23 protein-coding genes are annotated in these 23,983 nt (G+C 58.4%); 4 read left to right on the top strand and 19 right to left on the bottom strand.

The window, feature by feature from the left end:
* Positions 1-25 precede the first annotated feature (25 nt).
* Positions 26-769, bottom strand: coding sequence for an AraC family transcriptional regulator (locus tag LRM19_RS11830; protein WP_271368936.1), 744 nt, complete (start codon positions 767-769; stop codon positions 26-28).
* Between the two features lie 151 nt (positions 770-920).
* Between LRM19_RS11830 and LRM19_RS11825 the strand changes: the two genes are divergently transcribed.
* Positions 921-2,291 (top strand): NAD-dependent succinate-semialdehyde dehydrogenase, encoded by a 1,371-nt coding sequence (locus tag LRM19_RS11825; RefSeq protein ID WP_271368935.1) that lies wholly within the window; start codon positions 921-923, stop codon positions 2,289-2,291.
* Between the two features lie 51 nt (positions 2,292-2,342).
* Here LRM19_RS11825 and LRM19_RS11820 read toward each other — a convergent pair whose 3' ends face one another.
* Positions 2,343-2,888, bottom strand: a complete 546-nt coding sequence (locus LRM19_RS11820; RefSeq protein ID WP_133293723.1) for a YfaZ family outer membrane protein — start codon at positions 2,886-2,888, stop codon at positions 2,343-2,345.
* Between the two features lie 410 nt (positions 2,889-3,298).
* On the opposite strand from LRM19_RS11820, the gene LRM19_RS11815 reads away from it, so the two are divergent.
* Complete coding sequence (locus tag LRM19_RS11815; protein WP_271368932.1) at positions 3,299-4,657, top strand: esterase-like activity of phytase family protein; 1,359 nt, start codon at positions 3,299-3,301, stop codon at positions 4,655-4,657.
* A 62-nt stretch (positions 4,658-4,719) separates the two neighbouring features.
* Here LRM19_RS11815 and yjiA read toward each other — a convergent pair whose 3' ends face one another.
* The 14 genes from yjiA to hpaG form a co-directional block, all read right to left on the bottom strand.
* The gene (gene yjiA / locus LRM19_RS11810; RefSeq protein ID WP_271368931.1) at positions 4,720-5,673 is read right to left on the bottom strand and encodes a GTPase; all 954 of its coding nucleotides are present in this window, start codon (positions 5,671-5,673) and stop codon (positions 4,720-4,722) included.
* A gap of 10 nt (positions 5,674-5,683) precedes the next feature.
* Positions 5,684-5,887, bottom strand: a complete 204-nt coding sequence (locus LRM19_RS11805; protein WP_003856610.1) for a YbdD/YjiX family protein — start codon at positions 5,885-5,887, stop codon at positions 5,684-5,686.
* 65 nt (positions 5,888-5,952) lie between these two features.
* On the bottom strand, positions 5,953-8,106 hold the full coding sequence (locus LRM19_RS11800; RefSeq protein ID WP_111964124.1) for a carbon starvation CstA family protein: 2,154 nt from the start codon (positions 8,104-8,106) through the stop codon (positions 5,953-5,955).
* A gap of 191 nt (positions 8,107-8,297) precedes the next feature.
* Positions 8,298-9,215 (bottom strand): helix-turn-helix transcriptional regulator, encoded by a 918-nt coding sequence (locus LRM19_RS11795; protein ID WP_115876541.1) that lies wholly within the window; start codon positions 9,213-9,215, stop codon positions 8,298-8,300.
* A 179-nt stretch (positions 9,216-9,394) separates the two neighbouring features.
* Positions 9,395-9,907, bottom strand: a complete 513-nt coding sequence (locus LRM19_RS11790) for a 4-hydroxyphenylacetate 3-monooxygenase reductase subunit (protein ID WP_111964122.1) — start codon at positions 9,905-9,907, stop codon at positions 9,395-9,397.
* A 17-nt stretch (positions 9,908-9,924) separates the two neighbouring features.
* Positions 9,925-11,487: a 4-hydroxyphenylacetate 3-monooxygenase, oxygenase component gene (gene hpaB, locus LRM19_RS11785; protein WP_271368928.1), complete on the bottom strand. Its 1,563-nt coding sequence runs from the start codon at positions 11,485-11,487 to the stop codon at positions 9,925-9,927.
* 195 nt (positions 11,488-11,682) lie between these two features.
* A complete protein-coding gene (hpaA, locus tag LRM19_RS11780; RefSeq protein ID WP_048028628.1) occupies positions 11,683-12,573 on the bottom strand; it encodes a 4-hydroxyphenylacetate catabolism regulatory protein HpaA in 891 nt (296 codons plus the stop codon).
* Positions 12,545-13,897 carry a 4-hydroxyphenylacetate permease gene (gene hpaX / locus LRM19_RS11775; RefSeq protein ID WP_271368927.1) on the bottom strand — a complete coding sequence of 451 codons (1,353 nt, stop codon included), beginning with the start codon at positions 13,895-13,897 and terminating at the stop codon, positions 12,545-12,547. Before hpaX ends, hpaA begins: the two co-directional genes overlap by 29 nt.
* Before the next feature lie 21 nt (positions 13,898-13,918).
* The gene (gene hpaI / locus LRM19_RS11770; RefSeq protein WP_271368926.1) at positions 13,919-14,716 is read right to left on the bottom strand and encodes a 4-hydroxy-2-oxoheptanedioate aldolase; all 798 of its coding nucleotides are present in this window, start codon (positions 14,714-14,716) and stop codon (positions 13,919-13,921) included.
* A 9-nt stretch (positions 14,717-14,725) separates the two neighbouring features.
* Complete coding sequence (hpaH, locus tag LRM19_RS11765) at positions 14,726-15,529, bottom strand: 2-oxo-hept-4-ene-1,7-dioate hydratase (protein ID WP_223581144.1); 804 nt, start codon at positions 15,527-15,529, stop codon at positions 14,726-14,728.
* Positions 15,530-15,598: 69 nt separating this feature from the next.
* Entirely contained in the window at positions 15,599-15,979 is a 381-nt protein-coding gene (locus LRM19_RS11760) for a 5-carboxymethyl-2-hydroxymuconate Delta-isomerase (RefSeq protein WP_271368925.1), read from the bottom strand.
* A gap of 9 nt (positions 15,980-15,988) precedes the next feature.
* A complete protein-coding gene (gene hpaD / locus LRM19_RS11755) occupies positions 15,989-16,840 on the bottom strand; it encodes a 3,4-dihydroxyphenylacetate 2,3-dioxygenase (RefSeq protein WP_133293729.1) in 852 nt (283 codons plus the stop codon).
* Positions 16,841-16,842: 2 nt separating this feature from the next.
* Positions 16,843-18,309 carry a 5-carboxymethyl-2-hydroxymuconate semialdehyde dehydrogenase gene (gene hpaE, locus LRM19_RS11750; protein WP_008502108.1) on the bottom strand — a complete coding sequence of 489 codons (1,467 nt, stop codon included), beginning with the start codon at positions 18,307-18,309 and terminating at the stop codon, positions 16,843-16,845.
* A complete protein-coding gene (gene hpaG / locus LRM19_RS11745; protein ID WP_271368924.1) occupies positions 18,306-19,583 on the bottom strand; it encodes a 4-hydroxyphenylacetate degradation bifunctional isomerase/decarboxylase in 1,278 nt (425 codons plus the stop codon). Before hpaG ends, hpaE begins: the two co-directional genes overlap by 4 nt.
* Before the next feature lie 270 nt (positions 19,584-19,853).
* On the opposite strand from hpaG, the gene hpaR reads away from it, so the two are divergent.
* Both hpaR and tsr read left to right on the top strand, forming a co-directional pair.
* Positions 19,854-20,294 (top strand): homoprotocatechuate degradation operon regulator HpaR, encoded by a 441-nt coding sequence (gene hpaR / locus LRM19_RS11740; RefSeq protein ID WP_023334396.1) that lies wholly within the window; start codon positions 19,854-19,856, stop codon positions 20,292-20,294.
* Positions 20,295-20,377: 83 nt separating this feature from the next.
* Positions 20,378-22,042, top strand: a complete 1,665-nt coding sequence (gene tsr / locus LRM19_RS11735; RefSeq protein ID WP_149367760.1) for a methyl-accepting chemotaxis protein — start codon at positions 20,378-20,380, stop codon at positions 22,040-22,042.
* A gap of 92 nt (positions 22,043-22,134) precedes the next feature.
* Here the strand turns inward: tsr and LRM19_RS11730 are convergent, their stop codons facing one another.
* From LRM19_RS11730 to LRM19_RS11720, 3 genes are read right to left on the bottom strand one after another with little or no spacing between them, the layout of a single operon-like run.
* A complete protein-coding gene (locus tag LRM19_RS11730) occupies positions 22,135-22,641 on the bottom strand; it encodes a GNAT family N-acetyltransferase (RefSeq protein ID WP_271368922.1) in 507 nt (168 codons plus the stop codon).
* A 29-nt stretch (positions 22,642-22,670) separates the two neighbouring features.
* Positions 22,671-23,144 (bottom strand): hypothetical protein, encoded by a 474-nt coding sequence (locus tag LRM19_RS11725; protein WP_023615762.1) that lies wholly within the window; start codon positions 23,142-23,144, stop codon positions 22,671-22,673.
* A 1-nt stretch (position 23,145) separates the two neighbouring features.
* Positions 23,146-23,886 (bottom strand): winged helix-turn-helix domain-containing protein, encoded by a 741-nt coding sequence (locus tag LRM19_RS11720; RefSeq protein WP_136195646.1) that lies wholly within the window; start codon positions 23,884-23,886, stop codon positions 23,146-23,148.
* Positions 23,887-23,983 lie beyond the last annotated feature (97 nt).

Here is a 23,983-nt window from a genome sequence, read left to right as displayed (position 1 = left end):
CGGTCAGACTACGGCGCTGCAAACGCTATTTATTGTCGGATATTGATCGGCCCGTAGCGTACTGGCGCGGCGTGGCGGCGGTATAGCTGACGAAGATCTTATGAAAATGGCTCTGATCGGCAAAGCCGCTCTGGTAGCCAACGTCGGCGATGTCGTCCCCGGCACGTAGCCGCGCTTTGGCGAACTCCACGCGGGAGATGTTGAGGAAGCTGCCCGGCGTCAGGCCGGTATCCTGCCGGAAGGTGCGGATCAGCGTCTCCTTGCGCAGCGAGAAGCGTTGGGCAAGTTCATCGAGGGAAGGCGGTGCGGCCAGGTCGGCAAGAAACGCCTGCTGCACGTGCTGGCTGGTTGAGCGAAGCGCATCTGCGTTTTTCTCGCATCGGGGAAGGGCTGAAAGCAGCGTATCCACGGATGCAGGCGACATCGTCTCAACAATATCAAGGTAGCGCTTAAAGAGCGTAGGGTCGCGAATCACCTGGAGCGCCAGAGGAAGATCGGTGTCGATATAGAGCATATGGTAGCTGCGCGGTTGCCCGGCGACGGGGTTGCAGCTGTGCGGCGCGGAGGCCGGGATCACAATGAGGTCCCCGGGGTTAAGGATGTATTCTCTGTCATGGCACACGCAGCAGGTCTGGCCTTCCATAATCGCGCCGATAGAGAGCTGAGGGTGGCTATGGCGTTTATACGCCTGCGTGCTCCGCCACGTGCTGCGCAGCTCAAGGCCTGAGGCGCGGTGAAAAGTCTGCCGGATGTGTCGGGTATCGGTCATAAGCACTCCTTCTGGACGTTTTTTATACCACGTCAGCGAACCGTCTGGCAGCGCTTCATTAAGAACCTTCCGGATATACCCAACTTTACGCCCACGGCCAGTCATGTTGACTACCCTTAATACCCTAAGCGGTAAAACAAGGAGATTCGACATGGCTTATCAGACAGTAAACCCTGCCACTAACCAGCTCATCAAAGAATACCCCTCACATACCGACGCGGATATCGAAGCGGCGCTGAAGGCGGCCGATGCGCTTTACCATTCGGACTGGGCGAAAGGCGACATCAGCCAGCGCCTGCCGGTGCTACATAAGCTTGCCGACCTGATCGACGAGCGTACCGAGGAGCTGGCGAAAATCGCCAGCCAGGAGATGGGTAAGCTCATCGAACAGAGCCGCGGCGAAGTGAAGCTGTGCGCGCAAATCGCCCGCTATTACGCTGACAACGCGAAGCAGTTCCTGGCCCCGGTGAAGTATCAATCCGAACTCGGGGAAGCGTGGGTGGAGCATCATCCCATCGGCGTGCTGATGGCCGTTGAGCCGTGGAACTTCCCGTATTACCAGCTGATGCGCGTTCTGGCGCCAAATCTGGCGGCGGGTAACCCGGTGATCGCCAAGCATGCCAGCATCGTGCCGCACTGCGCCGAAACCTTTGCCCATCTGGTCCGCGAGGCGGGCGCGCCGGAAGGTGCATGGACCAACCTGTTTATCTCGTCCGAGCAGGTGGCGAACATCATTGCCGACGATCGCGTGCAGGGTGCCGCATTAACCGGCTCCGAAAAAGCCGGTAGCGTGGTGGCCGCACAGGCGGCGAAGCACATTAAGAAATCCACGCTTGAGCTGGGCGGTAACGACGTATTCGTGGTGCTGGACGATGCGGACCTGGACAAAGCCGTCAAGACTGGCGTGAATGCGCGGCTCAACAACGCCGGGCAGGTCTGTACCGCGGCGAAGCGCTTTATCCTGCATGAAAAGATCGCCGACGCTTTCCTGAGCAAATTCACCGAGGCGTTTAAGCAGGTGAAGATTGGCGATCCGCTGGACGAAAGCACTACGCTGGGGCCGCTGTCGTCGAAAGATGCGCTAGAAACGTTGACCAAACAGGTTAACGAGGCGGTGAAAAACGGCGCGACGCTGCACTATGGCGGCAAGCCGGTGCAGCGCGACGGCAGCTTTTTTGAACCGACGATCCTGACGAACATCTCGCGCGACAACCCGGCGTACTTCGAAGAGTTCTTCGGCCCGGTGGCGCAGATGTACGTGGTGAAAAACGACGAAGAGGCGGTCGCGCTGGCGAACGACTCCCACTACGGCCTGGGCGGGGCGGTATTCAGCCAGGATATCGAGCGCGCGAAGAAGATGGCGTCGCGTATCGAGACGGGGATGGTGTACATCAACTGGCTCACCGATACCGCGCCAGAGCTGCCGTTCGGCGGCGTGAAGCGCTCCGGTTACGGACGCGAGCTGTCGGATCTGGGGATTAAAGAATTTGTGAACCAGAAGCTGGTGGTGGTGCGTAAGTAACGTAGTAATAAAAAACCTGCCGAATGGCAGGTTTTTTATTTATCAGGTGGATTAGAAGCTCACGCCGCCGCCGAAGTAAGCGCCGTCTACCAACGTGTGGTTTGGACGACCGTCTTTGCCATCAACGCTCACGTGACGATAACCCACCTTCAGCGTCACCGGCTTCACTGGCGTCCAGCTTACGCCGCCGTTCGCTTCAACGTAGTTTTTCACGCTGTTGTTCAGGCCGTCTGGAGCAACGTAGCCTTCACCGAATACCCTGATGCTGTCGGTCAGGGCAACGTTCACACCGCCGCCGACCGGGAACGCCACGCCGTTATCGCCTTTCTTCGGGCCAACGTAGAGGGCCTTAGCGCCTGCGTTCAGCATCACCGGGCCGACCTCGAAGTTGTAGCCTGCACCCACGCCACCGGTCGTGGTGCCGTCGTCGGTGTTTTTCAGCCAGCTACCTTCGGTGTACAGACCAGAGGTTGATTTACCCATTTCGACGTTCAGGTTAGTGAAGTTCTTACCCTGCTCAATGCTGCCGCCCATGGCCAGTGCGGAGCCTGATACGGCGGTCAGAGCGGAAAGAAGGAGAACGTTGAGCTTTTTCATGAGTTTTTCCTCTTCATCAAATTAATCTGAGGGCACCTTAACAAGAGCTGTTTATCACTGCAAATGTGATGTTTGTCGCGTTTTTAAGCTGATTTTGTTGGGTTTTTGAATTTTAAATGTTGGTTGAATGTTGAGCCGGCAAGGAGTCAATACGTAATGCATTCTCGTTTAGGGATGGTTCAGGGTTTTGATTAAACGTACGCTGAACGAGCCGGAGAATGTGGTTCGTGTTGAATTAATTGAGTTTCTAATAATTTCCAAAAGTGTTTCAGTTGTCACAGATAAAGACACAGGTTTACATTTCTGGAGGTGGTTATACGTCCCGCAACGCCAGGTCGCTTTCCGCCATGTCATTTTTCTGACACGTTTATTCTTTACGTTGTTGGCTTCACTTCCTGGACACTAACAATATGAAAAGAAAAATTATTCCTGTGCTAATCGGCTGTGCGCTCTCTTTCTCTGGCCTGGCGGCGCAGCCCACTGCTGAGCGCTATGTCGTCAGCTTCCCTGAAGGCTCCCACGTGAGCTACAGCGGCGCGTTTGCCAGCGCGTTTCCAAACGGACTCCCTGTGGGAATCGGCTCCGGCCTGCTGTTTACGGGCAAGCAGGGCGACGCCCTGACCTTTGCGACCGTGACCGATCGCGGTCCAAACGCCGATGCGCCAAAAATGGGTAAAAGCGAAGCCAAAATATTTGTCACGCCGGATTTCGCGCCGCTGCTGATGACCATCCGCGTCCAGAACGGCAAAGCGGAGGCGGTTGATGCCCGCCCGCTGCATGATGATAAAGGCGAGATCAACGGTCTGCCGCTGCAAAGCGGCGTGATTGGCTCCACCAATGAAGTGGCGTTCAGCGATACCTTAAAGACGCTCAGGGGTGACAACCGTGGCCTGGACACGGAAGGCATCACCCCGGACGGAAAAGGCGGCTACTGGCTGTGCGACGAATATGGTCCGTTCCTGATTAACGTCGACAGCAAAGGCAAAATCCTTGCGATCCACGGGCCGCAGGCGGCGGAAGGGGAAAAATCCATCGCGGGCGGTCTGCCAAACATCATCAAATGGCGCCAGCCGAACCGGGGCTTCGAAGGCCTGACCCGGATGCCGGACGGACGCATTATCGCCGCCGTGCAGAGCACGCTGGACATCGACGGTAAGAGCAAAAAGCAGGCGCTGTTTACGCGTCTGGTGAGCTTCGATCCGGCAACCGGCAAAACCGCAATGTACGGTTACCCCATCGACAGCGCGGCCTACGACAAAAACAGCGACGCCAAAATCGGCGATATCGTGGCGCTTGATGACCAGCACATCCTGCTGATTGAGCAGGGAAGCGATAAAAACGACGGAATGCGTAACCTGATTTACAAGGTGGATCTCAGCAAGGCGAGCGACCTTTCCGCCTTCGACAAGCCGGGCGAGTACCCTGAGTTTGATGATGAGAAAACCCTGGCGCAGCGCGGCATTACCCTTGCGGCTAAAACGCAGGTCGTCGATTTGCGCGCGTTGGGCTGGCAGCAGGAGAAGGCCGAAGGGCTGGCGCTGATCGACAGCAAAACGCTTGCGGTGGCGAACGATAACGACTTTGGCGTAAAGGTAGCGATGCAAAATCCGGTCGAGGGCAAGAAGCTCAAGGATTACCGGGTAAATGCAGAAGGCAAGCTGACGCTGGATGATAAACCGGTTGAAACCACGCTCAGCGTGAAGCCGCTGAAGAAGCCGGAGTCCGACAGCGAGCTGTGGATTGTGACGCTTCCGGAGGCGGTGAAATAATACCAGGGCTTACCCTTCACCCTAGCCCTCTCCCCATAGGGGAGAGGGGATGTTCGATGCGGTTATTTCTTCAGACCCGCAAACGCCGCCCGAATTTCTTCCTCCGGCAGTTGTATGCCGATAAACACCATCACGCTGTGCGGCGCTTCATCGCCCCACGGGCGGTCCCAGTCGGCGCTGTACAGGCGCTGCACGCCCTGGAACAGCAGGCGGTTGGGTTCGCCGTCAATCCACAGCACTCCTTTGTAGCGCAGCAGCCTGTCGGCAAACGACAGCAGCAGGTTCTCCATCACGCGGGAGACTTCGCTGATATCCACCGGATAATCCAGCTCCACCACAATCGACGCCACGTCGTTTTGCTTGTCTCCCATAAAGTGGAAGCGCGGTTTCGCGGTGACGTTCTCCTCCAGCATAAAGCCTTTGGTGTTGAACAGCTGGGACAGGTCGATATCGCCGTGCGTCACCGTGTAAATCGGCGCGCGGGAGTTAATGCGGGTCAGGCGCTCGCGAAGCTTTTCGCTTTCGCCCGCCACGTCGGTTTTGGTCAGCAGGATGCGGTCGGCGTAGCCCACCTGAGACTGGGCGATGGTGAACTGGTTCATCTGTTCGTCGGCGTGGACCGCATCAACCAGGGCAATCACGCCGTCCAGCAGATAGCGCTGACAAAGGATCTCATGGGAGAAAAAGGTCTGAATAATCGGGCCGGGATCGGCCATGCCGGTGCACTCGATCACCAGGCGGTCAAAGTCGATTTCCCCGCGATCGCGGCTGTCGAGCAGGTCCAGCAGGGCATCTTCTAATTCGTTAGAGCGGGTGCAGCAGATGCAGCCGTTGGTCAGGGTTTTGATCTGCGTGGCACGATCGCCAATCAGCTGGTCGTCTACGGAGACTTCGCCAAATTCGTTTTCGATGACGGCGATTTTGAAGCCGTGCTGCTCGTTCAGAATGTGGCGCAGCAGGGTGGTTTTACCGGCGCCGAGGAAACCGGTCAGCAGGGTAACGGCAATCGGGGTCATGGTCTCTCCTTTAGCAGCAGCGGACGCCGCCTTCTCCACTTCCGCCGTAGCGCGCTTCCTGACGCTCGCGGAAGAATTCAGTGTAGGTCATGTACGGCTTATCCGGATGGTTGGTCTTCATATGCTCAACGTAGTTGTCATAGTCCGGAATGCCAATCAGCATTTTCGCCGCCTGACCGAGGTATTTTTTTGCTTCGCCTAAGTTACCAAACATAACGGGTCCTGATAAGAAAAAGCCCGGTGGCGCGCAGCGATCCGGGCCTGGAGTGACATGCTGGATTAATGGTGTGAAGAAGTCTTCACGCCGCCTTCAGGCACCGGCACGTAAGGGGTTTCTTTGTCCGTACGGCCGTCGGCGTTACGCACTTTCAGCCAGGTTTTGATGCCATAGAAGATGATGCTGTACACCACCACCAGGAACAGAATGCTCAGACCCGCGTTAGTGTAGTTGTTCACCACGATATGGTTCATGTTGGCAATCTGCTGGGCGGTCAGATCCGCACCGCCTGCGGCAATCTTCTCTTTGTACTGGTTAGCCATGAAGAAGAAGCCTTCCAGCTGCGGGTTGGCGCTGAACAGCTTCAGGCCAAGCGCCCAGGTGGTGCAGAGCAGCAGCCACAGCGCAGGGACCACGGTGACCCAGATGTATTTGGTGCGTTTCATCTTCACGAGGACAACGGTACCGAGCACCAGAGCTACAGCCGCCAGCATCTGGTTAGAGATACCGAACAGCGGCCACAGGCTCTTCACGCCGCCGAGCGGGTCGACAACGCCCTGATACAGCAGGTAGCCCCACAGGCCGACGCAGCCCGCCGTACCCAGAATGCCCGCTACCAGAGAGTCGGTTTTCTTCAGGAACGGCACGAAGTTACCCAGCAGATCCTGCAGCATGAAGCGGCCCGCACGGGTACCGGCGTCCAGCGCGGTGAGGATGAACAGCGCTTCGAACAGAATACCGAAGTGGTACCAGAAGCCCATGTCCGCCCACGGCAGCACTTTGTGGAACACGTGTGCGATACCGACAGCCAGCGTCGGTGCGCCACCGGCGCGGTTCAGCACGGACGGTTCGCCGATGTCCTTCGCGGTCTGCATGATCTGCTCAGGCGAAATCACGAAGCCCCAGGAGCTGACGGTCGCCGCCGCGTGTGCGCTGGCGTCTTTCAGCTGCGCCATAATTAGCGCCGCGTTGTCGCCGCCCATCTCGTGCAGGTTCGGCATGGTAATACCGAGACCCGCCGGAGGGGTGTTCATCGCGAAGTACAGACCCGGTTCGATGATAGACGCGGCAACCAGCGCCATGATCGCCACGAAGGACTCCATCAGCATGGCGCCGTAGCCGATCAGGCGTGCGTCTTTCTCGTTTGCCAGCAGCTTAGGCGTGGTACCGGAGGAGATCAGGGCGTGGAAGCCGGAGACCGCACCGCAGGCGATGGTGATGAACAGGAACGGGAACAGGGCGCCTTTCCACAGCGGACCGGTACCGTCGATGTACTGGGTCACCGCCGGCATTTTCAGTTCAGGGTTGATGATCACAATCCCGATTGCCAGCCCGACGATCACGCCGATTTTCAGGAAGGTCGCCAGGTAGTCGCGCGGGGCCAGAATCAGCCAGACCGGCAGCAGCGCGGAGATAAACGCATAGCCAATCAGCGCGAAGGTGATGGTGGTGTCCTTGAAGGTCAGCGCCGGGCCCCAGTAAGGGTCGTGCGCGATGACGCCGCCGAAGTAGATAGAGGCCACCAGCAGCACGATACCAATGACCGACACCTCACCTACGCGTCCCGGTCTCAGGAAGCGCATGTAGATACCCATGAACAGCGCAATCGGCACGGTTGAGCAGACGGTGAAGACGCCCCACGGACTTTCGGCCAGGGCTTTCACCACGATCAGGGCCAGCACCGCGAGGATGATGATCATGATCAGGAAGCAGCCGAACAGGGCGATAGTCCCCGGCACGCGGCCCATCTCCTCTTTGACCATCTCACCCAGAGAGGCGCCGTTACGGCGAGAAGAGATAAACAGCACCATAAAGTCCTGCACCGCACCGGCCAGCACCACGCCCGCCAGCAGCCAGAGCGTACCCGGCAGGTAGCCCATCTGCGCGGCCAGTACCGGGCCGACCAGCGGGCCTGCCCCGGCGATAGCGGCAAAGTGGTGACCAAACAGCACGTAGCGGTTGGTTGGCACGTAGTTCAGGCCGTCATTGTTAATGACCGCCGGCGTGGCGCGCGTCGGGTCGAGCTTCATGACCTTCTGCGCGATGTATAAGCTGTAGTAGCGATAAGCCACAAGATAGACGGAAACGGACGCGACCACGATCCACAGGGCGCTTACGTGTTCGCCCCGGCGTAATGCGACAACCGCCAGACAAAAAGCGCCGAGGATCCCGAGTAAGGCCCAGGGCACGTGCTTCAGTAGTTTTTTAGTATCCATAGTAAGACCTGGTTTTTTATGTAAAGAAAAAAGGGTCAGGGTTCGTTGTGAGGAGGTATTGATTAATGCTGGAGCGATCGTGCCAGATCAACGCGCGCGTAAAGGACGGTAAATGAATGAGTGGTTGAAAGTGCCGGGTGAGCGGTCAAAGGCGGCGACGAGCGGTTTCGGCTCGCCGCCAGTGGGCGAAATTATGTGATTGAGATCACTTGATTATTCGGGTTGCGTTCCACTGCCAGATAGTTCTCCAGCGTTCTGATGAGCTTCTCCTTCAGCCAGCTCGGTTCCAGTATCTGAATATGGGGGAGCCAGTAGAACAGCAGCGGCAGGATCTGGTTCTCGTGTGCCGCCTGGCAGCGCAGCGTGACGCCGCCCTGTTGCTCCTCCAGCAGCTCCTGTTCCGGCAGAAGATCGCGGCGCAGGAAGTAATGTGAAATATTATCTTTAATAAATATTTTCACTGCGAAAGTATCTTCAGATACCCAGGGGTCGAGGCTTTTCTCCAGCAGCTCAAGAACATTTTCTTCAGGAGTGAAGGTCGTTTTCTGAATATCAAACCAGCTAATCTGGCTCAAGGAGAAGGACTTCAGGCGGCTATTTTCGGTGGCTTGTAAATACCATATATTTTTTTTGTTAATGAGTTTATAGGGATTAATCAGACGGGTTTTACCCTTATAAACGATCTGACAAACATTATGGTTTTTAATCGATTTCTCGATTTTCGTTAAATGACGGCGAATATCACGCTCTACCGTGTGTTCTGCTTCATTGCCAAGAATAAGAATATGGTTTTCGTCAACGCGCGTTTCAAGCTTCTGCCAGAATTCCGTATTTCTTTCAGGGAAAAAGCTGTCAGCATTCAGGAAGTTAGCAAGGGTGTGATGTAAACCTTGTCCGCCGGGCGATTGTGCAGAATGGATCAGCCGATATAGCCCGTTACCGAAATGTTCAACAATGGGAGAGAGGGCATTTAAATCCCGGTAGACGGTACGCTCGGTAATTTTAAATTTCTCCATTAGCGCACTGCGGTTTACCACACCGTTTAAATGTAGCTCAACCAGAATATCGACCAGACGTTCAGCCGAGCGGCTACGCGTCGTTTTAGCCATAAGGTCATCCTGTATATTTAGGTATGCGCTGAATGATGCGGATGCACTGACAGGTAGTGTCAGTATTCAGTCACAGAAAATTTCTCTTATGGCTATATAACGGCGTGATTTAGGGGAAACCTTAGGAGTTTTTGTAGAAAGCGGCGCTGGCCGGAAAAAAAGGCCAGCGCGAGGGGGCATCACAAGGCGGCTTCTGCCTCCAGCATGACCGGGTGGAAACGGCGCCTGAAGTAGATCAGGCCGTGTCCCGCGTCACTCAGGATAATGTTTTTAACTTCAACAAGGTAGACAAGATGCGTGCCGATGGTTTGCACCTGGCTAATCTCACCTTCAAGGCTGGCGAGCGCACCCTTGAGCACAGGCTGCGCCAGCGGCCCTTTCTGCCAGCAGGAGAGTGCAAAGCGCTCTTCCATCGTCATACCGGTCATCCCGGCGAAATGGCGAGCCATGATCTCCTGCTCGTGGTTCAGCACGTTAACGCACAGCCTGCCGTTGCCCTGGAATACCGGGTTCATAGCGCTGTTGGCGTTGATGCACACCATCACCGACGGCGGGGTGTCTGTGACCGAACAGACGGCGGTGGCGGTAATGCCGCAGCGGCCCGCCTCACCCTCGGTGGTGACCACGTTTACCGCCGCCGACAGGCTACTCATTGCGTCGCGAAAACGCAGGCGTTGTTCATCTGAATGCATTGCAACCTCCCGCTGCGCTATTTCAGCAGCTTGTCGAGCATGTTGATATCGCTGTTGTTGTGCAGGTGCGGTACGGTCCAGCCGTGCTGGTCGTATTCGGACATGCAGCGGTCGACCATCGCCATCATCTTGTCCATGTTGCCGGAGCTCTGCGCCTGGCGCAGACACTGCAGGCGAATTTCATCCTGGCTGCCGGAGTAGTTAATTTCGTACAGCTCGTGACGACCGCCGAACTCGCTGCCGATGGCGTCCCACATCAGTTTCAAAATCTTGATGCGTTCGACGTGATCCATGCCGTTGGAGCCGCGCACGTATTTCGCCAGATACTGGTCGATCTGCGGATTGTTCAGATCCCGGGCGCTGGACGGCAGGTAAATCAGGCCGGACGTCACGTTACGCTCGATGATGTTCTTGATTTTGGCGTAGGCCATCGGCGCCATCACGCGGTAGGTTTGCTGCGCGGCGTGATCCGGCAGATACGCGCCGTTGACCCACGGGGTGGCTTCGGAACACATGGAGTCGCTCAGCGCCCAGAACATGTTGCGCCAGGCCACCACTTCGCCGAGATCTGCCTGCACGCCGCGGAACTCCAGGGTACCGGTGCACTCCAGGGATTTCTTCAGCAGGGCGGTGATGAAGTCGAGTTTTACCGCCAGACGCACGCAGGCCTGCAGCGGGTACATGCGGGCGAAACCGCCTTCCATCGTCCAGCGACGGCAGCGGTCGAAATCGCGGTAGATCAGTACGTTTTCCCACGGGATAAGCACGTGATCCATCACCAGGATCGCGTCGTTCTCGTCAAAGCGGCTGGAGAGCGGGTAGTCGTAAGGGGAGCCGGTCGCGCCTGCCACCATCTCGTAGGAGGCGCGGGAGATCAGCTTCACGCCCTCGGCATCCATCGGCGCGACGAACATCAGCGCGAAGTCAGGGTTTTCGCCCATCACCTGCGCGGAGCCGAAGCCGATCATGTTGTAGTGGGTCAGCGCCGAGTTGGTGGCTACCACTTTCGCGCCGCTGACGATAATCCCGGCGTCGGTCTCTTTCTCCAGCTTGATGTAGACGTCTTTCACCTCGTCCGCCGGCTTGTGGCGATCGATCGGCGGGTTAACGATGGCGTGGTTGAAGTACAGGCCGGTTTCCTGAATGCGGGTGTACCAGTTCCGGGCGTTCTGCTCGAACTGGCCGTAGAAGGCCGGGTTAGCGCCGAGCGCGCAGCCGAAAGCGGCTTTGTAGTCCGGCGTGCGGCCCATCCAGCCGTAGCTCAGTCGCGACCACTCGGCGATGGCATCGCGCTGCTGGCGCAGGTCGTCGGCGCTTTTCGCCACGCGGAAGAACTTGTGGGTATAGCCGCCGCTGCCTGTGTCGGTGCCCCAGCACAGCGTGTCCTGCATGTCCGGCTTGTGCAGCGCGTCGTACATCTGTGCGATGGAGGCCGCCGCGTTGCGAAACGCCGGATGGGTAGTGACGTCTTTGACGCGCTCGCCGTAGATGTAAATCTCACGGCCGTCCTGCAGGCTTTTTAAATACTCTTCACCGGTTAACGGGCGTTTGGCGTCTGCGCGGAACTCTTCAGGCTTCATAGGGACCTCGTATCGGAATAGTGTTGTTAAATTTATGTTTTGTTTTTGTTGTTTAATTGAAGCCTGAGAGGGGCGTAACGTGAAGGGACGATTGGGACAACGACGGGTACTTTTCGGGTGGGATGTGGTTTTGTGATCTGTGCGGCCTTTCGGCGGGTGGCGCTGCGCTTACCCGCCCTACGAACCGTGATGCGTTCAGGAAACCGGTACTTTCTGCGCCCGATACGCGCTGGGCGAGCATCCCACTAAGCGGTTAAAAAAGCGGGCGAAATAGGCCGGATCTTTGAACCCCAGCTGCCAGGCAATCTCGCTGACCGTGCTGTCGGAGAAGAGCAGCAGGCGTCTGGCCTCCCGCAGCTGGCGGTCGAAGATCAGGCGTTTTGGCGGGCGGTTGGCGAAGCGGCGGCAGATATCGGTCAGGCGGGATTCGGTCAGGTGCAGCTCGCTGGCGTATTCCGGCACCGTCCAGTGCTGGTGGTAGTGGGTGTCGATCAGCTGGGTAAAGCGCTGGAACAGCTTCAGCTCGCCGCGCATGCCGCCTGAGGCGTGGTCGTCGAGCTTCGCGTTGCGCAGCAGCAGGGTAAACACCGCCTGCGCCAGCAGGACCAGAGTATGCTCGCGCCCGGGCAGCTGTTCCGTGGATTCGCGGGCGATCAGCTGCCAGTAGTGCTTCAGCGCCGCCAGCTCGTCCGGCTTATCCGCCAGCGAGAGGCAGATCCCCGGCAGGCCAAACGCCTCCCGCGTGCCGGGGTAGAGCACCTCCAGCAGCGGCCAGATCAGATCCTCGCGCACCGTCAGCACGTGACCGTCGCTGTCGGATTCGGTGATAAACGCGTGCGGCACCGACGGCGGCGTGAGGACGAACAGCGGGGCCTGCACCGAGTAGCGATGATCGTCGAGCTGGAGCTCAATCTGTCCGGTATCGAGAAAGTGCATCTGAAAATACTGGTCGTGACGGTGCGCCTGCATGTCGCGGCCAAAAAAGGCCGCCATGCGCGCGAACGACTGGTAGTGCACATCGTCGGTGCCCAGACTTTCGTCGTACTCCTTGCTGATATCAATGTTGGCGATAGGGTTCTGGCACACGATCGTTCCTCTGTTGATCCCGCTGCGTCATCGGAATGCGCGTCAGCACCAGCGCGCCGACCACCAGCAGCCCGGCCACAAACCACAGCCCCGAGCTGAAGCTGCCGGTCGCGTCGCGCAGGATCCCAATCAGCAGCGGGCTGACGGCGGAGCCGACGTTGCCGATGGCGTTGATCACCGCCAGCGCCACCGCGCGGGACTGCAGGCTAATAACCCGATCCGGCGTGGTCCAGAATATCGCCATGGCGGTAAACGATCCGGTTGAGGCCATGATGATGCCAAGCAGCTGGATCAGGCTGTGATCCGTCGCGGAGGCCAGCATCCATCCCGCCGCGGCGAACAGGTACGGCAGGATGGTGTGCTTTTTTCGCTCTTTCAGCCTGTCGGAACGGCGGCTCCACCAGATCATCCCGAGGATGGTGCAGAACTGCGGGATCGCCGCCAGCAGACCGATGACGATGTTGCTGCTTCCCGTGTTAAAGCTTTGCAGGATCTGCGGCGTCCAGATGTTGATTGCACTCAGCGTATTGGTCAGGCAGAAGTAGGCCAGCGTGTAGAGCAGCACGGCGGGCGTGAGCACCTCGCGCAGCGTGGAACGCGGCGTGACGGATTGGGCAATCGCGACCTCCTGCTCGCGGGCGATCATCGTTTTGAGCGCCTCCTTTTCGTCCTCATCCAGCCAGGTGGCCTGGTCCAGCGTGTCGTTGAGGTAAAACCAGGTCACTACGCCGAGCACCACCGACGGCAGCCCTTCCAGCAGGAATAGCCACTGCCAGCCCTTGAGGTTCCACAGTCCGTCCATCGCCAGAATGTAGCCGGAGAGGATCGAGCCGAGCATCATGGTGACCGGCATGGCAATCATAAACAGCGCGTTGGCGCGGGCGCGGTGATAGGCCGGGAACCACCAGGTGAGGTAGACCAGAATACCCGGCAGGAAACCGGCTTCGGCAATGCCCACCAGCATGCGCAGTACGTAGAGGGTTTCGGGGCTGGTGGCGAACATGGTGCAGGTAGAGGCAACTCCCCACACCACCATGATCCCGGCGATCCAGCGGCGTGCGCCGATCTTCGCCAGCATGATGTTGCTCGGAATGCCGCACAGCACGTAGGTGACGTAAAACAGCGTCGCGGCCAGGCCAAACATGGTTGACGTGAGGCCAAGATCTTTACCCATCGTCAGCCCGGCGAAGCCGATGTTGATGCGATCGAGAAACGAGAAGACAAACAGGATAAAAAGAAAAACGATCAGGCGACGGAACAGCTTGTGAATGACGCGATGTTCAACAGCTTTATTATCATGGGTTTGCAGGGTAGAGGTCGTCATGGTGCGCTCCAGATCTTACGTTTAGTAGACGGATTTATTGTTATTAACTGACGTAACCGGTTTTTCGATAAAACGTGCCGCCAGCGCTTCCGCGCCGCGGGCGAGCAGAGTGGTGTCGACGCCGACGGCAACAAACAGCGCGCCGAGTTCAAGATAGCGTTTTGCCAGCTGCTCGTTCGCCATCAGGATGCCGGGTGCTTTACCGGCAGCGCGTATCTGTGCGATCGCCTGCTCGATGGCGGCCTGCACCTCCGGGTGCTGCGGATTGCCGGCAAAGCCCATGTCGGCGCTCAGATCCGCCGGGCCGATAAACACGCCGTCGACGCCTTCCACGTCCAGGATCTGCGGCAGGTTTTTCAGCGCCTCGCGGGTTTCAATCTGCACCAGCACGCACATGGCGTCGTTGGCCTGCTGCAGGTAATCGGGAATGCGGTTCCAGCGCGACGCGCGCGCCAGTGCGCTGCCCACCCCGCGAATGCCTGCAGGCGGGTAGCGGGTGGCACGTACCGCCAGCCGCGCTTCGTCGGCGTTTTGCACCATCGGCACCAGCAGGGTTTGCGCGCCCACGTCCAGCAGCTGTTTGATCTGCACCGGGTCGTTCCACGACGGGCGGACCACCGGCTGGCTGGGATAAGGGGCGATAGCCTGCAGCTGGGTTAAGACGGTCTGCACGCTGTTCGGCGCGTGCTCGCCGTCGATCAGCAGCCAGTCGAAGCCTGCCCCGGCCAGCAGCTCGGCGCTGTAGCTGCTGGTCAGCCCCAGCCATAGTCCAATTTGCGGACGGCCTGCTTTCAGCGCCGCTTTAAATGCGTTTTGCATCGTGCTCTCCTAGACAAAGCGGCAGCTGATGGAGCCCATGCTGCCGTAGTCGACGTGGAAGGTATCGCCCCTGCTGGCGGGCACCGGGCGGGTAAACGAGCCGCCGAGGATGATTTGCCCCGGCTCAAGCTGCACGTCGTACGGCGCAAGCTTGTTGGCCAGCCACGCCACGCCGTTCGCCGGGTGGTTAAGCACGCCTGCGGCCACGCCGGTCTCTTCGATCACGCCGTTGCGGTAGAGCAGGGCGGAGATCCAGCGCAGGTCCAGCTCGTCGGGCTTAATCGGACGGCCGCCGAGGATAACGCCCGCGTTGGCGGCGTTATCGGAGATGGTGTCGAACACCTTACGCGGGCGCTGGGTCTCCGGGTCGACGTTGTGGCAGCGGGCGTCGATCAGCTCCAGCGCGGGGATGACGTAGTCCGTGGCGTTGTAGACGTCGAAGATAGTGCAGTTCGGGCCGCGCAGCGGTTTTGCCAGCACGAAGGCCAGCTCCACTTCAATGCGCGGGACGATGAAGCGATCGACGGGAATGTCGCTGCCGTCGTGGAAGAACATGTCGTCCAGCAGCGCGCCGTAGTCCGGCTCGCTGATCTGCGAGCTGGCCTGCATCGCTTTGGAGGTCAGGCCGATCTTATGGCCCTTCAGCACGCGGCCTTCGGCGATTTTCAGGCTGACCCATTCGCGCTGGACGGCGTAGGCGTCTTCAATTGTGATCTCCGGATAGTCCAGCGAGATCGCGCGGATCTGCTCCCGGGACAGTTCCGCCTGATGCAGACGATGGGCGATCAGGGTATGGGTATGTTTGTCGAGCATGGCGATATCCTGTCTTATGTTTGTTTTCTCCCTCTCCCCAAAGGGGCGAGGGGACTGGCCGTGCCGGTATTACTTAAACAACGCGTGCACGTTGTTCTGTTTGTAATTAAGGGTCGGGTGCAGCTCGTCAAGCTCAAACGACAGCGCCAGGTAGCGGCTCGCCATCAGCTCCGCGAAGTGCGCTTTGATAAGCCCAAACAGCATCTCCCCCACGGCTTCCCGGCTCTCCAGGCTGCGCCCGGAACCAATCTTCAGCGTCATATGGACAAAGGCGTAATCGTGCCTGCCGTCGGCCATCTGCCAGGTGTCCAGCCAGTGGGCGCGGCTGCGGATACCGCCGAGCGGGAAGATGCCCGTGGCGGCGAGCGCCTCGTTCACTTTGGCGAACAGCCCCGGCAGGTCGGCCTGCTCGCGGATGTTGTCGGTACATTCAGCAATAAAGTGCGGCATGGTGGCTCCTTACGCGGGCAGGGGGAAAACGGCGTTGACCTGGCCGGTGCCGGAGCTGGCGAACAGCTCGGTGAGAAACTCCACCTTGCCGTCGTATTTGTCCCAGCCGAGCATCCCCAGCAGCATCACCGTGTCGTGCATGTTGCCCTCGCCGTAGCAGTAGTCGGCGTACTCCGGCAGCATGCTGCAGAATTCTTTAAACTGACCCTCACGCCACAGCTTCACCACGCGCTCGTCCATCTGACGGTCGAACTCCCGGGTGTAGCTGTTCATCCCTTCTTCCGCGCGCTGGTCGTCGATAAAGCGGTGCGACAGCGAGCCGCTGGCGAGCACCGCCACGGTGCCGTCATATTTTTCGATGGCGCTGACGATGGCCTCGCCTAGCCTGCGGCTGTCGGCGAAGTCGTGAACCGTGCAAAACGCCGAGATGGAGACCACCCTGAAGTGCTTATCCGCGTTCATGTAGCGCATCGGCACCAGCGTGCCGTACTCCAGCTTCAGGCTTGGAATGTTGTGCGCTTTGGCGCGCACGCCAAGCTTCACCGCCTCGTCGGCGATGAGCTGACCGAGTTCCGGATTGCCGTCGTAGTCGTAGGTCATGTCGCGGATAAAGTGCGGCAGCTCGTTGCTGGTGTAGACGCCCGAAAAATGGTCCGCACAGTTGATGTGGTACGCGCTGTTCACCAGCCAGTGGGTATCGAAGACGATAATGGTATCGACGCCCAGCTCCCGGCAGCGCTTGCTAATTTCTTTATGCCCGTCGATGGCGCCCTGGCGGCAGCCGTGGTTTTTGCCCGGCAGCTCGGAGAGATACATCGACGGTACGTGGGTGATTTTCGCCGCTAACGCTAGTTTACCCATGCTCAGATCCCCCACTTTGGAATCGGATGGTCGCCCATGGAGATGCAGACGTTCTTCATCTCCGCGAACACCTCGAAGCTGTACTCACCGCCCTCGCGGCCGGTGCCGGAGGCCTTCACGCCGCCAAACGGCTGGCGCAGGTCGCGCACGTTCTGGGTGTTGACGAACACCATGCCCGCTTCAATGCTGCGCGCCAGACGCAGCACCTTGCTGACGTCCTGGGTCCAGATGTACGACGCCAGGCCGTACTCCACGTCGTTCGCCAGGCGCAGACCTTCCGCTTCGTCTTTAAACGGCAGCAGGCAGGCCACCGGCCCGAAGATCTCCTCCTGCGCCACGCGCATGCGGTTGTCGACGTCCGCCAGCACGGTCGGGCGCAGGAAATTGCCGCCCTTCAGGTGCGCAGGCAGGTCGGTCGGTTTGTCCGGGCCGCCCGCCAGCAGGGTTGCGCCTTCCTCGATGCCGAGGCGGATGTAGCCGGAGACTTTTTCCCAGTGCTGCTGGCTAATCAGCGCGCCAATCTGGGTGTTCGGATCGGTCGGGTCGCCCACGCGCAGGCGGTTGGCGCGTTCGGCAAAGCGCTTGACGAATTCCGGGTAGATGCTCTGCTGGATAAAGATGCGCGAGCCCGCGGTGCAGCGCTCGCCGTTGATCGAGAAGATGGTGAACAGGGCGGCGTCCAGCGCGCGCTCGATGTCGGCGTCTTCAAAAATCAGCACCGGGGATTTGCCGCCCAGCTCCATGGAGTACTTCTTCAGCCCGGCGTTTTTCATGATGTTGCGCCCGGTGGCGGTGCCGCCGGTGAAGGAGACCGCGCGCACGTCGTGATGACGCACCAGCGCGTCGCCTGCCGTCGCGCCGTAGCCCTGAACGACGTTCAGCACGCCCGCCGGAATACCCGCTTCGAGGGCCAGTTCGCCCAGACGGTCGGCGGTCAGCGGGGAAAGCTCGGACATCTTCAGCACTGCGGTATTACCTAAGGCGAGGCACGGCGCGACCTTCCAGGTGGCGGTCATGAACGGCACGTTCCACGGCGACACCAGCGCGCAGACGCCCACCGGCTGCACCAGGGTATAGTTGAGCATCTTGTCGTCGACCGGGTAGGTTTTGCCGTTCATCTGTTGGCACACCTCGGCGAAAAATTCGAAGTTGTGCGAGGCGCGCGGGATCAGCACGTTTTTGGTCTGGTGGATCGGCAGCCCGGTATCGGCGGTTTCCATGGCGGCGATCTCGGGCACGTTCTGGTCGATCAGATCGCCCAGACGGCGCATCAGGCGCGCGCGCTCCTTCATCGGCAGATTAGCCCACTTCGGAAACGCCTCTTTGGCGGCGGCAACGGCCTGATGGATTTCGGCTTCGCCGCCGGAGGCCACTTCTGCCAGGACCTCGCCGGAGGCCGGGTTAGTGGTGTGGAAGTAGTCGCTGCCCGCGACGTTTTTACCGTTGATCCAGTGGTTAATCTTTTTCATTTTGCCGTCTCCTCACTCACAATTCGGTTCACCAGACGTCCTACGCCCTCCACTTCCACCACTACCTCATCGCCCGGCGCCACGTCGGATAGCCCTTTCGGCGTGCCGGTGGCAATCATGTCGCCCGGCTGCAGGGTCATAAAATCGCTCAGGTAGGCGATCAGGTACGGGATGCTGAAAATCAGATCCGCCGTGGTGCCTTCCTGACGCAGTTCGCCGTTAACGAAGGTGCGCAGGGCGAGGTTGTGCGGGTCGGGAATGGCCTCTTTTGGCACGACGTTTGGGGAAATGGGGGTCAGTCCGTCGCGGCTTTTCACCCGCAGGTTCGGGCGGTAGTAGTTTTCCAGGTAGTCGCGGATGGCGTAGTCGTTGCAGACCGTATAGCCCGCAACATAGTCCATCGCCTCGGCTTCACTCACCTTACGCGCCGTTTTGCCGATGACCACCACCAGCTCCGCTTCATAGTGCATGTATTCGACGTTGTTCGGGCGCACCGACGTCTGGTTGTCGCCGTTGAAGGTGTTTGGCGCTTTGATAAAGACCAGCGGCTCGGTGGGCGGCTTGAAGTCCAGCTCGCTGGCGTGATCGGCATAGTTCAGACCGAGGGCAAACAGCGTGGCGTGCGGCGGCGTGCTGTGCGCAATAGCGACGTCGCGTTCATCTACCACCGGGTTTTCCAGCGGCGGAAAACCTGCCGCCAGAATACGCACCCGATCGCCCGGGCGGATCTCAACGCGGCTTTGCGGGGTACCGAGCAATATCGCATCGCCGGGATTGAGGGTAGCGAACTCGCTCAGGGCGCTCAGCAGTTCGGCTGCGTTACGCTGAAGGTCGGCCGTGTTCCAGTGGTCCGCTTCGCGGCCGTTGATCTCGGTGATGATGGTCAGGTTATCCACGTTACCAACGGCGACCATTTCACCGAGCGGGCAAAATCCGTCACGGCATTTCGCCTTGATGGCAGGGCGGTAGAAGCTCTCTTCCGGCAGGCTCACCTCGTTGGCGAGCGCATATCCGGCGATGTACTCCGCGGCGTCCTCCACGCGCACCTTGCTGGCGGTTTTGCCCACGACCAGCGCCACCGTCGCGCCGCTCAGCACCGTTTCCCCCTGCGGGAACGAAATGGGCTCGCCCGCGCGGATCACCGTGTTATGCGGTTTGATAAACCACACCGCTGTTTTCGGCGGCGTGTTGTAGGGGGCTTTTTCAAAGGCCTCACGCCAGGCTTCACGCTGGCTTTGATGGTTGAGGGCGACGGCAAAAACGGTACCTTTCATTCACATACTCCTCAGGCCGGATGTCCGGTTTGGATTTCATTAATATGTTAATGATTTGGTTTTATGCTTTTGCTGTTTATTTCGCAATCAGAAGTGAAAAATTTGTGATATGAATAACAATAAATTTACATGTTGGATTTTATTAATATTTAAATCATAGAGTTAATAAAATTGACGGGTTTCTGTTAGACTTTTTGACGGAAAACGCGTTGTTTATAAAAACATCTTTTAGTGATTGTTTACTTGTTAATGATGTGAAAGGGAGACACTATGCATGATTCATTAACCATCGCGCTGCTGCAGGCGCGGGAAGCGGCGATGTCCTATTTCCGCCCAATCGTGAAGCGCCATAACCTGACCGAGCAGCAGTGGCGCATTGTGCGCGTGCTGGCTGAACATCCGTCGATGGATTTTCACGATCTGGCGTTTCGCACCTGTATTTTGCGCCCGAGCCTGACCGGCATCCTGACGCGGATGGAGCGCGACGGCCTGGTGCTGCGCTTAAAGCCGGTGAACGACCAGCGCAAGCTGTACGTATCGCTGACCAAAGAGGGAAATGCGCTGTATGAACACGCCCAGGCGCAGGTCGAAGAGGCGTATCAGCAGATCGAGGCGGAATACACGCCGGAGAAGATGAAACAGCTGACGGCGCTGCTGGAAGAGTTTATTGAACTCGGAAACCGGCATAACGCAGCGCGGGAAGAAGAGTAAAAACCACAAATTCCAGGATGATTTTCGTAAAGTTTTCCCTTTCCAGGCCGAAAATTCTGTATCTGTCTGAGGAAAGAGAAAACATGTTAAACCGTATCAAGATTGTCACCAGCTTAATGCTGGTTTTAGCGATATTTGGCCTTTTACAACTCACGTCCGGTGGTCTTTTCTTTAATGCCCTTAAGAATGACAAAGAGAATTTCACCGTCCTGCAAACCATTCGCCAGCAACAATCCACGCTGAACGCCAGCTGGGTAGCATTGCTGCAAACCCGTAATACCCTGAACCGTGCGGGTATCCGCTACATGATGGATCAGAGCAATATCGGCAGCGGCGCGACTGTTAACGATTTGATGCAAATCGCGTCGACGTCTCTGAAACAGGCGGAAAAAAACTGGGCTGCCTATGAAGCCCTGCCGCGCGATCCGCGTCAAAGCGATGCGGATGCCATGGAGATCAAGCGTAACTATGATATTTACCACGGCGCGCTGGCGGAGCTGATTCAGCTGCTGGGCGCGGGCAAAATCAACGCCTTCTTCGACCAGCCGACCCAGAGCTATCAGGACGGTTTTGAGAAGCAGTACGTGAGCTACCTGCAGCAGAACGACAAGCTGTATCAGACGGCGGTCGAAGACAGCAACAGCTCCTACAGCCAGGCTATCTGGGTGCTGATTAGCGTCCTGATTGCCGTGCTGGTGGTGATCGTGGCCGTCTGGCTGAACATCAAGCAGACGCTGATCTCTCCGCTGAATCGTCTGATCGACAACATTCGCCATATCGCCAGCGGCGACCTGGTGAAGCGCATTGAGGTTCAGGGCACCAACGAGATGGGTGAACTGGCCGACTCGCTGCGTCATATGCAGGGCGAACTGGTGCGTACCGTTGGAGACGTGCGTAACGGCGCGAATGCGATCTACAGCGGCGCGAGTGAAATCGCGATGGGCAACAATGACCTCTCCTCCCGTACTGAACAGCAGGCCGCTTCCCTGGAAGAGACCGCTGCCAGCATGGAGCAGCTGACGGCGACCGTTAAGCAGAACGCCGAGAACGCTCGTCAGGCAAGCCATCTTGCGCTGAGCGCCTCTGAAACCGCGCAGAAAGGCGGCAAAGTGGTGGACAACGTGGTGCAGACCATGCGCGATATCGCGGGCAGTTCGCAGAAAATCGCCGACATTATCAGCGTGATTGACGGGATTGCCTTCCAGACCAACATTCTGGCACTGAACGCGGCGGTAGAAGCGGCGCGTGCGGGCGAGCAGGGCCGTGGTTTTGCGGTGGTGGCAGGTGAAGTGCGTAACCTGGCCCAGCGCAGCGCCCAGGCGGCACGCGAGATCAAGAGCCTGATCGAAGACTCCGTGGGCCGCGTGGAAGTAGGCTCAACGCTTGTCGAAAGCGCCGGTGAAACCATGGGTGAGATCGTGAATGCGGTAACACGCGTCACGGACATCATGGGTGAAATCGCCTCTGCGTCTGACGAGCAGAGCCGCGGTATCGACCAGGTGGGTCTGGCGGTAGCCGAGATGGATCGCGTGACCCAGCAGAACGCCTCGCTGGTTGAGGAATCTGCCGCAGCGGCGGCCGCACTGGAAGAGCAGGCGAGCCGTCTGACTCAGGCCGTAGCGGTATTCCGCATTCAGCAGGAGCAGATGAAAGCGCGCGAATTCGCTTCTGCGAAAACCGTTGCAGCGCCGGCGATGGCGCGTAAAGCGGTTACCGCTGATGCAGGTGATAACTGGGAAACCTTCTAACGCCGTTTGTTGTGCCGGGTGGCGGCTGCGCCTTACCCGGCCTACGGTTCAGGGTTTTGTAGGCCCGGTAAGCGCAGCGCTACCGCGCGATATTACAGAGGCAGGCGCATGACGCAGCGCGTTTCATACGCGAAGCCGTGCGCTGTCTCTTCTTCCCTTTTCCGACGCAGTTCAGGCGTCAGCGTCGTCATTTTTTCAAACCCCAGCCGAGCATAGAACGGCGCATTCCACGGTACGTTCCTGAACGTCGTCAACGTCAGCGCTGTCAGCCCCCTTTTACGTGCATAGTCTGCCACGCAGGCGATGAGCTGCCTGCCGATCCCTTTTCCCTGCCAGTGCAGATCGACCGAGAGTTCGACAATAAACAGTGATGACGGATGGGCTTCGGCGAGGATAAACCCGACGGGCTGGTCGTTTGCCAGCGCCAGCCAGCTTAGCCCGCGTTCGACATAGCCGAGGTGTTGGTCAGTGGAAATGACCTCGCCATCGGCAAGCCAGGCGAGTTCCGGGTCTTCACGAAAGCGCTCCCCCGCCGCGCGTTCAATGGCGGGCAGGGCGACAACGTCGTTGAGGGTGGTGGAGCGAATGCGAATGGTCATGGCGGCAAGTATAGCCTGACCCGTCGACTTTATTCCGAGCAGATCAGCACCGGCGAATAGAAATTGCTGATCACCAGCGCGTCTTCCGGCGTGCGCTCTATTGTCAGGAGCCTTTTATTGCCCAGCGTCAGGCCGGCAACGTATTTTTCAAAGACCCCGGGCGGCATGGCGTCATGGCTAAAACGCTCCACTTTTTGAATAGCAATCTCATACAGTTCGCCCTCCACGTGACGCCATTTAAACATCTCCTGGCGCGAAACCTCCCAGCTGCGCGGGGCATTCACTACGCTGCCGTTAACCGTGATATACCCCGTTTTGTCGGGATGAAAACGCATAATGATCTCACCGTCAAAGGTGAAATCGTGGCTGTCGCGCCGGTCGGAGAAGGTCAGGTTTCCATCGCAGGCCACCGACAGCGGGGGCGTGTGAAAGTACCACGCCGTCACGGCGCCCAGCAGCAGCAGGTTGAGGAACAGGATTAGCCAAACTTTTTTGTGTCTCATATCACCACTCGTAATAGTAAAGCGTACGACAGGCGCTGGCTTTACCCCGCGTGAGGGAACATTGGGAGAGCACCAGCCGCCCTTCGTGGCCGTAGAAAAGCGTTCTCTGAATGTGCATGTAGAAAATTGAATTTTTCAGGCACGGAAGATGGCCGTCCTTCTGAAGCGTTTGCGCCAGCGTAATCGCCTTCCCGTGAAACACGTCCGCCAGCGGCGTAAAGGTGTAGACCGGGCAGGTGCCGATATGCGTCAGCAGATGGATCTCCCGCTGTGAATTTTCTGGCTTGATCAGCGCGATCCAGAGGCATAGCGCAACGACGACCAGCGTGAGCGCGCCGCAGAACAGCCATTCCGGGCGAACGCGCCATGCAGGTTTTGCCGTTTCGGCGTTCGGCGGAGCCTCCTCCAGCGGAGTGACCGTGACGTCCGCGCTGAGCATAAAGCCCGTTTTCGGTACGGTAACGATAAGCAGCGCGTCGGGAAGCAGGGCCGCCAGCATCTTGCGCAGAATGCTGATGTACTGGTTTAAGGAGTTGTTAGATCCCTGGAGCCCTCGCCGATCCCAGACTTCCTGGAGAAAGGTTTCCCGTTCAACCACGTTCCCATGATGCTGAACCAGCAGCTTCATGATGGTATTGGCCGTACAGGTGAGGAGCTGCGCATCCTCATCCGGCGCATTGATAAGAGAAACAGAACCGTCCTCGTCGTTATAGACGATGGCGTCAGCAAGCAGGTATTTCATAAGTTGTTGTAATAAAAACAGAGATAAAAAATAAAAAGAGAAGGTCTACGCCTTCCGGGCTGCATTGCTGGCTATTTTAACGCCATTGTTACCGATA

The organism is Enterobacter sp. PI-10 (assembly GCF_027947695.1).
Taxonomy (GTDB): domain Bacteria; phylum Pseudomonadota; class Gammaproteobacteria; order Enterobacterales; family Enterobacteriaceae; genus Enterobacter; species Enterobacter vonholyi.
Note: the sequence above shows the minus strand (reverse complement) of the source record. Positions and strands in the feature narration are given on the sequence as shown.